The organism is Nostoc sp. T09 (genome assembly GCF_002154695.1).
Lineage (GTDB): Bacteria > Cyanobacteriota > Cyanobacteriia > Cyanobacteriales > Nostocaceae > Aulosira.
This window is the reverse complement of the sequence record NZ_MTAV01000268.1, coordinates 128-8,739: the sequence shown is the minus strand read 5'-3', so window position 1 is coordinate 8,739 and position 8,612 is coordinate 128. Positions and strand designations below refer to the sequence as shown.

At 43.1% G+C, this 8,612-nt stretch carries 8 protein-coding genes and 1 pseudogene; 7 read left to right on the top strand and 2 right to left on the bottom strand.

The features are described from left to right. The first annotated feature begins 176 nt into the window (after positions 1-176). Positions 177-329 (top strand): hypothetical protein, encoded by a 153-nt coding sequence (locus tag BV372_RS37300; RefSeq protein WP_218776815.1) that lies wholly within the window; start codon positions 177-179, stop codon positions 327-329. 431 nt (positions 330-760) lie between these two features. Here the strand turns inward: BV372_RS37300 and BV372_RS34675 are convergent, their stop codons facing one another. Continuing rightward, positions 761-1,288 (bottom strand): adenylate kinase, encoded by a 528-nt coding sequence (locus tag BV372_RS34675; RefSeq protein ID WP_086692132.1) that lies wholly within the window; start codon positions 1,286-1,288, stop codon positions 761-763. Positions 1,289-1,545: 257 nt separating this feature from the next. Here BV372_RS34675 and BV372_RS34670 point away from each other — a divergent pair, with 257 nt between their 5' ends. The 3 genes from BV372_RS34670 (at position 1,546) to BV372_RS34660 (ending at position 2,679) form a co-directional block, all read left to right on the top strand. Continuing rightward, positions 1,546-1,752 carry a DUF433 domain-containing protein gene (locus BV372_RS34670; protein WP_306299034.1) on the top strand — a complete coding sequence of 69 codons (207 nt, stop codon included), beginning with the start codon at positions 1,546-1,548 and terminating at the stop codon, positions 1,750-1,752. A gap of 355 nt (positions 1,753-2,107) precedes the next feature. Continuing rightward, positions 2,108-2,362, top strand: coding sequence for a type II toxin-antitoxin system ParD family antitoxin (locus BV372_RS34665; RefSeq protein WP_086692129.1), 255 nt, complete (start codon positions 2,108-2,110; stop codon positions 2,360-2,362). Beyond that, a complete protein-coding gene (locus BV372_RS34660) occupies positions 2,362-2,679 on the top strand; it encodes a type II toxin-antitoxin system RelE/ParE family toxin (protein WP_086692125.1) in 318 nt (105 codons plus the stop codon). Before BV372_RS34665 ends, BV372_RS34660 begins: the two co-directional genes overlap by 1 nt. Before the next feature lie 201 nt (positions 2,680-2,880). On the opposite strand, the gene BV372_RS38160 is transcribed toward BV372_RS34660, so the two are convergent. Beyond that, positions 2,881-3,012, bottom strand: a complete 132-nt coding sequence (locus tag BV372_RS38160) for a hypothetical protein (RefSeq protein WP_256973642.1) — start codon at positions 3,010-3,012, stop codon at positions 2,881-2,883. A gap of 159 nt (positions 3,013-3,171) precedes the next feature. On the opposite strand from BV372_RS38160, the gene BV372_RS38155 reads away from it, so the two are divergent. The 3 genes and pseudogenes from BV372_RS38155 to BV372_RS34650 form a co-directional block, all read left to right on the top strand. Beyond that, a complete protein-coding gene (locus BV372_RS38155) occupies positions 3,172-3,303 on the top strand; it encodes a hypothetical protein (RefSeq protein WP_256973641.1) in 132 nt (43 codons plus the stop codon). A 178-nt stretch (positions 3,304-3,481) separates the two neighbouring features. Further along, the gene (locus BV372_RS34655; protein ID WP_086692122.1) at positions 3,482-4,507 is read left to right on the top strand and encodes a 2-hydroxyacid dehydrogenase; all 1,026 of its coding nucleotides are present in this window, start codon (positions 3,482-3,484) and stop codon (positions 4,505-4,507) included. Positions 4,508-5,019: 512 nt separating this feature from the next. Continuing rightward, a pseudogene (locus BV372_RS34650) lies at positions 5,020-8,487 on the top strand (PAS domain S-box protein); the annotation flags it as partial. Positions 8,488-8,612: the final 125 nt, after the last annotated feature.

The following is an 8,612-nucleotide window of genomic DNA, read 5'->3' as shown; positions in this document are numbered from 1 at the left end:
GACGCTTACACCCAACAAATTTGGGCTTTATCTTCTTAAGTTGACACCAATGAGCAGCGCTAAACCCTTCTTACTCTTACGAATGCGCTGGATATAGATTTTTCACCTTAATTGCAGAAATTAGCACAAAAGCTATGTGTTAATAAAGAAATAAGTTACATATATATAAGTAGCTAATGGAACCTCTAACTACTGCTGCGATCGCAATTTCCAGCAGTGTCGCAGTATACCAGATATACACCAAACTCTTACATTGCGTCCTCACTCACCCTTTCTATCGTGCCGTCATGGCTGACAGCGTAACAGGTATTTTTTGTGCCGACCCATAACCGCTGTACCCTTTCGGCATCCGACAACTCGTGCTCGTCGATCGTGAGGACAACATATTTCGAGCCGTCATCATTACCAAGTCGCCAATTGGAACCGTAGATGTGTGCAAGCAGGTGCTCGCGTCGTTCAGGAACAAGCGTACCATTTTCGAGCCACTCGTCTGGAACGCGATACCAGTTTGTGAACGTCTGGGAATTCGCTGGATCAGAAATGTACCCACTCAGATAGTCATCCCAGAAGCTCAGCGTGTCGGTAATGGTTAAGCGTAAATATCTCACATTTAACTCTCCTCATATAATGGTTAATTAAAACATTAGCTTTGCGAGATCACTTTTTTCTCATCAACAACACTGCGATCGCAAGGGTTGGAATTGCTTTGCCCAATTACTTATCTTTAAATACCGTATTCGGGCGATCGCAAGAACGTAAATTAGTAGTTAGCCTCATTTTCAATTAATTCAAAAAATTGCGAAATCTCTTGAGTCGAGCGAATGTGATAAACACTTTTGATGCTTTGAGCCTGCTTGATATACTCACGATATTTTGGAGTCAAATATTTATGACATAACCAAAGCACGCGGTAGCTATTAAGTGAACTCTTCAATATTGGACTGTTTTCTGGCCAGCCTGCTGGTGGTTTAAAGTAACCTGTGATGAATCGTTTAGTTACCCACCAGAAATGCACATATAGTGGTAAATCGACAAAAACCAGAGTATCCGCCTCATTCAGTCGTGGCCAGAGAGTTTCCATGCTACCAAACCCGTCAATAATCCATTGGTCACTAACTAAAATTTGCTGATGGGCGCGCTTATAGTCTTCATCTGAAACCTCAGCGCCTCCTGATTGATATTTCATCTTGTCCAAGACGTGAAGTGGTAAACCAGTGATTTGGGATAATCTCTTGCTGAGAGTTGATTTACCGCCTCCAGCATTGCCAAACACTGCTACTTTTTTCATCATCACTCTCCTTTTAGTGTAATCAAGTCACCTCATAGACTAGATTCAGTAAATCGCAAAGTTTTTATTCAAGAGAAATAACATCATAATTTTGTAATTTAATATTCAATTTCTCGCTTATACCAAATAATAAAAATTGAATATTTGTGAATTATCCGCAGCAACGCATTTTTGTTGTAACTGCATTTTAGATACTGTCAGGCGATCGCAATGTTAACCTAATTTATGTAAGGACAAAATATTACGGGAGACAACCCTTGGTAACTAGCATTGATATTGGTACGCTAATTACAAGAGATCTTAATCTGCATGGCGGTCGTACTATCATTGCCGGAACAGCCACATCTGTACGCAGAATTGCAGCTTTATACAAACAAGGTTACAGCGCCGAAGAAATTGCTGCGAATAAACCTCACTTAAACGCTAGTACAAATTTATGCAGCACTAACTTACTATCACGCTAACCGAGAAGAAATTGATACAGATTTGGCAGAAGAACAAGCAGAATATGAAAGGCTAGCTGCACTCCACTACAGTCAAAAACAGAGTTAGCAGAAGAAATGCAAAATCAGGTGGAATTTTTGAGTGCTTGGGGTGAAGAATAGGTTATTAAGGCGCTGCGCGTCTACACTCAAATTGAGATTCAGATCCCCGACTTTTTCAAAAAGTCGGGGATCTTGTTGTTCATCAGGTGATCGCTTTCATCAATAATAATGCGTAGGCGTAGCCCGTCATAGACATCGCCCAAAGTTTCCTCAAAGACAACCCCGGAAAACCTTGATAATATGGAAAAAACAGTTCAAGCGAACTACCAAGGTGATGAGCAGCATTAATATTTCCTTGCCTGAATCGATGAAAGTCTTTGTTGAGGAACAAGTGACTCAAGGTGGCTACGGTTCTGTTAGCGAATACTTGCAAGATTTAATCAGTCAAGACCAAAAACGCAAAACTCAAGAACATATAGAAGACCTTTTAATTACCGGACTTGAAAGTGGAGAGGTAATAGAAGTTAATGATGAATGGTGGGAGGAAAAACGCACACACCTCATAAACCAGATCCATGAAGATAAATAATGACAAAGCGGATCGTCATTACACCCAAGGCCAGTTTAGATATTGATGAGTATTTTGCTTACATTGCGCAAGAAAACCCCGAAACAGCGCTTTTATTTTTTGACTCTGTAAGAGAAACTTTTGCACAGTTAGCAAGAATGTCTGGAATGGGTAGGCGTTATTCCCTAGAAAACCTTCGTTTACAAGGTTTACGTAAATGGGCTGTTAAAGGATTTAAAAAGTATCTAATTTTTTATTTTGAGCGAGATGAAAGTATTGAAATTGTACGAATTCTCTATGCAGGGCAAGATATAGAAACAATTTTAGAACATGAATGATATTGATTGGCGATCGCTTTCATCAATAAAAGTGCATAGGCGTAGCCCGCACTTCGGCAGAGCTAACGTGACCATCGTAGACATCGCCTTTTACAATTGGAGTGAGATTTGTATTCAGTTTTATGAACTTTCCTCTTCCTAAGTAAATGCGTAGATGCGTAGCAGCTTGTCGCAGACATCACAGCTTACCCAAATGGAGACTCAGATCCCCGACTTTTTGAAAAAGTCGGGGATCTTGTTGTTCATGAGGCGATCGCTTTCATCAACAACAGTGCGTAGGCGTACCCTGTCGTAGACATCGCCTTTTACAATTGGAGTGATATTTGTATTCACTTTTATTAACTTTCCTCCCCAACTCCAACAAAAGATTGAAAAATGCGCAAGCAGTCAAGGGATATCGACTGAGCAATTTATTTTGCTAATGCGACTTATCCATAATAATGATGAAGATATTGCAATTAGATGATGTAATAAATTTCGTTAGCTGTAATCATGGATAAGTTCATAGTATTGTTGTTTGTCTGTAAGGCGGATACCGTTAGGAAAGCGAGTCCGCCTGTTTACCTAGTACGGCAAGGCGTAAATCAACCAGTAGAAATGTTTGAAACCCTTGTGGAAAGGTAATTACAAATTACGAATTCTAAAGTTTTGCTGTAATTCAAGAATTGCTTACATCTGGTTGAGGGTCTAGGACTGGCAATCATCACAGGTGCGATAACTTCGTTAAGCTGCGCTAACGCGCTTCTTCAAGTCAAGCTATTATGTACTCGAAAACTATGCAGCATAAAACCTAAGGTTTTGCATGAAAGTAGCTGTCTTCAGTACAAAAGCCTACGATCGGCAGTTTTTAGAAGCTGCAAATTCGCCCAAGCAACATGACTTGGTGTACTTTGAACCCCGTCTAAATCGGGATACCGCCATCTTAGCCACCGGGTTTCCAGCAGTTTGTGTATTTGTGCATGACCAGGTTGACGCCTCAACTTTAGAGATTCTCGCCTCAAACGGAACTCGCCTGGTAGTCCTCCGCTGTGCAGGGTTTAATAATGTAGATTTAAATCGGGCAGCGGAGTTAGGAATTACAGTTGTGCGTGTACCTGCTTACTCACCCTATGGGGTTGCAGAACACGCTGTCGGATTAATTTTGAGCCTCAATCGCAAAATTCATCGCGCTTATAACCGTGTTCGGGAAGGCAATTTTTCCCTAGATAGATTGCTGGGATTCAACCTCAACGGACGCACCGTCGGAATTATCGGTACTGGCAAAATCGGTTTAATTTTGGGTCAGATCATGAAAGGGTTTGGCTGTCACTTACTCGCCTATGATGTCTATAAAAACCCAGAATTAGAGGCAATGGGTGGAAAATATGTAGAGTTGTCTGAGCTATTTGCTAACTCTGATATCATCTCTTTACATTGTCCCTTGACTGCGGAAACTCATCACTTGATCGATAATCGAGCGATCGCCCAGATGAAACCAGGTGTGATGATCATTAACACTAGCCGAGGCGCGCTGATTAATACCCAAGCGGTAATTGAAGGCTTGAAATCTGGCAAAATTGGCTATCTTGGTGTCGATGTATACGAGCAAGAATCAGAATTGTTCTTTGAGGATTTGTCAGGTGAAATCATCCAAGATGATGTTTTCCTGCATCTAACAACATTTCCTAACGTATTGATCACCGGACATCAAGCCTTTTTTACAGAAGAAGCTTTGCGTAATATTGCGGATACAACAATGGCTAATATCGCTGACGTTGAACATGGTCGTCCCTGTCACAACGAAATTCGCTCTCAGCCGCAAGCTGAAAATAAGGTACTGGTTGGCTGATTTTCAACACACCTCCACAGGCGATCGCTCCTCATGAAAATTCTTAATCTCTAGTTTCTCTCCCTCACTCCAATAGTGGGGGCGTTTGCTAATAAGTAGATAAACAAAAATATTGATAGTCCTACGTTATCTAAACAGAATTCAGGAGTCAGGAGTCAGAATTCAGTATGAATTCTGTACGAGTGGCGGATGAATAAACGGGTATAAAACCCCACCAAATTTTCAATTTGATGGCCTTAAATCAGTAGTGGGTCTGAATCCCCCACTGATTTATTCTGACTTCTGATACCATTTCACCTTAATAATGATACAAATACGCGCTTCAGGGTTTAGCAATGCTAAACCCCTACGAAAAATTTATGTGTATCAGGATTTTCGTAAATTGGTATGACTTCTGACTTCTGAATTCTTCTTCATCAATTACTAATTTCTCTAACTTAAAAAAATGGGCGAACCCACAGTTATAAATTTAGTGATAGGCTAAATTACTTTTATGTGAAAGTATTGCCTGCATGAAGGAGGCTCATCTGAACAGCGATCGCTCAGAACTATTCAATTTCCAGGAACAGTTTTCTCAAGTTCCTCAGCAATCTCAAGCGGGCGATCGATCTGTAGAAGAACGCTTAAAAGCCATTGTGGAAAACATGGCTGAAGCGTTGATTGAGATGGACACAGCCTGGCGTGTTACCTCTATCAACAATAAAGTAGAGGAGCTTTTGGGAATAAATCGAGATCAGTTGCTCGGCAAGCTATTGTGGGATGTATTGTTCGTAGATTCAACAACTCATTTCTATCAATACTGCCATCAAGCAATTGCCGAAAAACTTCCCGTTGAGTTTGAGGAGTTTGATCCAGCGTTAAACCGATGGTTCACAGTGCGGCTGTTTCCAACTCAAACTGGTGTGTTGGCGTATTTTCTTAATATTACAGGACGAAAACACTTAGAAACAACGCTGCGAAAAGAACAAGATTTTCTCAAGGTTCTGCTGGATAATGTTCAAGCCGGAATCGTGGCTTGCGATGCTGATGGACAATTAAAGTTATTCAACCAAGCAGCGCGATCGTTTCATGGATTGCCTGAGCAACCGCTGTTACCAGAAGAATGGGCAGAACACTACGATCTGTATTTGCCCGATGGCAAAACGTCCATGAACACAGCCGACATTCCCTTGTTTCAAGCATTACAGGGGCAGCAGGTTCATGATGTCGAGATGATGATTGTTCCTCTGCAAGGAGTGCCACGCATCCTATCTGCAAATGGTCAAGCGATTGTGAATTTCAATGGTGAGAAACAGGGTGCTGTTGTAGTCATGCACGATATCACCGATCGCAAACAGATAGAGAATGCTCTGCGTGACAGTGAAGCGCGATTATCGAGTATTTTCCAGACTATTCCTGATGGAATTGTAATTATAAATTCTGCCGGACAAATTATCGCTGCTAATAAGGCGGCCGAGCAAATCTTCAGATTAACTCATAGTGGCATCACTGAACGGGTATACAACGATCTATCTTGGTCGATTACAACCGTTGATGGCAAACCATTTCCAGAAGATGAACTGCCTTTTGTGCGGGTGATGCGCACGGGAGAACCGATTTATGGAGTTGAACACGCGATCGCCCACGCCGATGGCACAACCTCTATTCTTTCAATTAATGCCTCACCTTTATGCAATGCCGAAGGCGAAATTGTCAGCGTGATTACTGCATTCAGCGATATCACCGAACGCAAGCAAGCTGAGGAAAAACGAGTTGAACTTGTACGAGAGCAGGTAGCTCGTGCAGCAGCAGAGGCGGCACAACAACAGTCGGCTTTTTTAGCAGAAGTTAGTGGTGTCCTAGCATCTTCATTAGATTACGAACAAACGCTTCAGAGCGTTGCCGATCTAGCCGTTCCCTACTTTGCAGACTGGTGTAGTGTCGATCTGCTCAATGACGATCGCACCATTAGCCGCGTTGCTGTTACTCATTGCGATCCCCAAAAGGTTAAGTTAGGATGGGAAGTTGCTCAACGCTATCCCAGGCATTTAGATGATGGCTATGGTATCTCTCAGGTGATGCAAACTGGGCAGAGTGAAATTGCCACAGAGATTACTGATGAGCAGTTAATCGCCTCTATTCAAGATGCTGAGTATTTGCAAATCTTACTTGGGCTTGGCTTAAAGTCCTGCATTATTGCTCCTTTGAAAGCGCGGGGACGGGTGTTAGGAACTATTTCATTCATATTTACCGAGTCTAATCGTCATTACAGCCACGAGGATTTGACTTTAGCTGAAGATTTAGCTCGACGAGCTGCGATCGCCATTGATAATGCTCGTCTTTATCAGGAAGCTCAGCAGGCAAGGGAAGCAGCCGAAAAAGCCGCAGACCGCACAGCCCGCCTGCAAACTGTCACAGCCGCCCTTTCTGAATCTCTGACTTCTGTGCAAGTGGTAGATGTGATAGTCGAACAGAGTATGGCAGTATTAGAAGCTGCTTCTGGAATGGTGGTGCTAGTGAGCGAAGACAGAACAGAGCTAGAAATTGTCAAAGCTGTAGGTTATCAGAGTGACTTATTAGAGTCTTGGCGAAGATTTTCGATTTATACTGCTGTTCCATTAGCAGAAGCGGTTAGAACTGGAGAGCCGGTTTGGATGGAAACCGTTGCCCAAAGAGTTGCCCGCTATCCTCATTTAGCTGAAAGTTACAGCAGACATGATACCAGCGCTTGGATGTCCCTACCCCTAGTGACTGAAGGTAGATCGGTGGGTGGAATGTCGCTGAATTTCACAGAGTACAAGCAGCTAACTGAAGGCGATCGCGAATTTATTTTGGCAATCAGCCGTCAATGTGCCCAGGCAATTTCTCGCGCTCAATTGTATGAAGCAGAACGCAAAGCCAGAGCCGAAGCGGAACAAGCGAACCGGGTGAAGGATGAATTTCTGGCGGTACTTTCTCACGAATTGCGATCGCCCCTCAATCCTATCCTGGGTTGGACAAAGCTACTACGAACCCAGAAATTGCCACCCACACAAGTAAATCAAGCATTAGAAACCATTGAGCGCAACGCCAAACTTCAAGCGCAACTCGTTGAAGATTTGCTCGATATTTCGCGGATGTTGCGGGGCAAACTCAGTCTTAATACTGCTCCGGTTAACTTGATAGGGGTGATTTTAGGGGCAATTGAGACGGTGCAGCTAGCTGCTGCTGCCAAATCTATTCATATTCAAACCGTTTTGCCGCCTAGCAAGAAAAAGGTATTGGGAGATGCTAATCGGCTGCAACAAGTTGTCTGGAATTTGCTTTCCAATGCCATTAAATTTACACCAGAGGGCGGCAGAGTAGAAGTTAAGTTAGAGCAAACTGATAACCGAGTGCAAATTCAAGTTATTGATAATGGCAAAGGTATCAAAGCAGATTTTTTACCTCATGTGTTTGAGTATTTTCGCCAAGCCGATAGCAGCACAACCCGCAGATTTGGTGGATTAGGATTAGGACTGGCGATCGTGCGTCAGATTGTTGAGTTACATGGTGGCACTGTTCAAGCCCAAAGTCTAGGCGAAGATTTGGGAGCGACGTTTACAGTTCTGTTACCAGCGATGAGCATTGAGTCGGAATCATCTACAGCCACTCAACCTGCAACCCAGCCTACGGATTTAACAGGCATTCGAGTACTGGTTGTAGACGATGAAGCCGATATGGGTTCCCTAGCAGAATTTATTCTCGCTCAGCATGGTGCAAAGGTTACTGTTGCTTCCTCCGCAGCAGAAGCACTAACAATTTTGACGCAGTTGATTCCCGATGTGCTGCTGTGTGATATTGGTATGCCAGAAATGGATGGCTATATGCTGATGCGCCAGGTACGAGGACTGTCACCAGAACAAGGAGGGACGATTCCGGCCATTGCCCTGACTGCCTATGCCAGTGAGTACGATCGCCGTCAGGCTTTTGCTGCTGGGTTTCAACTGCATCTGCCTAAGCCAGTTGAGCCAGACGTATTATTAGAAGCAATTTTTCGGGTTATTCATCCGTCTCCCGAATCCAGAGAGCCAAGCCTCCCCCACGACCACGAGCTGCAATAAAATCTTTGGTAACCAAAAAGAAGGCAAAGAAAGGTAATTTAGCT

Excerpts from the sequence above, each read along its gene's own strand:
- BV372_RS37300 (WP_218776815.1), top strand. The coding sequence starts at position 177 with ATGGAACCTCTAACTACTGCTGCGATCGCAATTTCCAGCAGTGTCGCA.
- BV372_RS34675 (WP_086692132.1), bottom strand. The coding sequence starts at position 1,288 with ATGAAAAAAGTAGCAGTGTTTGGCAATGCTGGAGGCGGTAAATCAACT.
- BV372_RS34665 (WP_086692129.1), top strand. The coding sequence starts at position 2,108 with ATGAGCAGCATTAATATTTCCTTGCCTGAATCGATGAAAGTCTTTGTT.
- BV372_RS34660 (WP_086692125.1), top strand. The coding sequence starts at position 2,362 with ATGACAAAGCGGATCGTCATTACACCCAAGGCCAGTTTAGATATTGAT.
- BV372_RS38155 (WP_256973641.1), top strand. The coding sequence starts at position 3,172 with ATGGATAAGTTCATAGTATTGTTGTTTGTCTGTAAGGCGGATACCGTT.
- BV372_RS34655 (WP_086692122.1), top strand. The coding sequence starts at position 3,482 with ATGAAAGTAGCTGTCTTCAGTACAAAAGCCTACGATCGGCAGTTTTTA.